Raw genomic sequence first — 898 nt, 5'->3', positions numbered from 1 at the left:
AGAATCAGCCAACCGAGCATGTGCTGGTTTCCCGTCACGAGGGCCGGGAGCACGACGAGCCCGGCCGTGATGTCCCGTACGCCCTTGACGGTCAGGTACGCGTTCATGGACACGGGAACCCCGTAGCCCTCCGCCGACGCGACCGGCTGCAGCAGGAAGCGGATGCCGATGAGGATGATCCCGATGGCGATCAGTCCGGCGAGCCAGGTGGCGATGGTGACCATGTCGTCTCCTTCGGTCGTTGCTAGAAGTGTTAGCGACGCTAGCCTAGCGGCGCTCATCTGTCTAGCGGTGCTAGTATCTGGAGGGTGTCCACACAGCAGCGCAGAGAACGCGAACGCGCCCAGCGCCACGACCTGATCGTCAAGACCGCCCGCAAGCTGGCCGAGTCCGAGGGCTGGGACGCCGTGACCACCCGCCGCCTGGCCGACGAGATCGAGTACAGCCAGCCGGTCCTGTACAGCCACTTCGCCGGCAAGGACGCCATCGTCGCGGCGGTGGCGCTGGAGGGCTTCACGGAACTGGCCGTACGCCTGCGCGCCGCGACCCGGACGGGCGAGCCGCGGGCCGCGCTGGAGGGGCTGGCCAGGGCCTACATGGCGTTCGCCGAGGAGAACCCCGCGCTGTACGACGCCATGTTCACGATGGCCGTGGACCTGCCGTTCGGCCAGGACGACACCCCGGAGCCGCTCCGGGACGGCTTCCAGGCGCTTTTGTCCGGGGTCGCGCAGTTCGCCGACGGCCGCGACCCGGCGATCCTGACGGAGGTCGCCTGGAGCGCCCTGCACGGGCTGATCGTCCTGTCCCGCGGCGGCCGACTCCCCGCCTCAGGCCGCGAGGCCCGCCTGACGCTGCTGCTCGACCAGCTCAGCGCCACCCGCTGACCCAGCCACGTACG

General features: G+C 69.6%; 2 protein-coding genes. One reads left to right on the top strand and one right to left on the bottom strand.

Annotated elements, in window-relative coordinates; all coding sequences use genetic code 11:
* Positions 1 to 224: DUF4267 domain-containing protein (locus tag ACTWPT_RS60105; RefSeq protein ID WP_443186497.1), on the bottom strand; the 224-nt coding region annotated here is incomplete at its 3' end.
* A gap of 84 nt (positions 225 to 308) precedes the next feature.
* Here ACTWPT_RS60105 and ACTWPT_RS60100 point away from each other — a divergent pair.
* Positions 309 to 884, top strand: coding sequence for a TetR/AcrR family transcriptional regulator (locus ACTWPT_RS60100; RefSeq protein ID WP_305919509.1), 576 nt, complete (start codon positions 309 to 311; stop codon positions 882 to 884).
* The last annotated feature ends 14 nt before the right edge of the window (positions 885 to 898 follow it).

It is taken from the genome of Nonomuraea sp. 3N208 (assembly GCF_052245935.1).
Taxonomy (GTDB): domain Bacteria; phylum Actinomycetota; class Actinomycetes; order Streptosporangiales; family Streptosporangiaceae; genus Nonomuraea.
The sequence above is the reverse complement of the archived record's forward strand: the minus strand, read 5'-3'. Positions and strand labels throughout refer to the sequence as shown.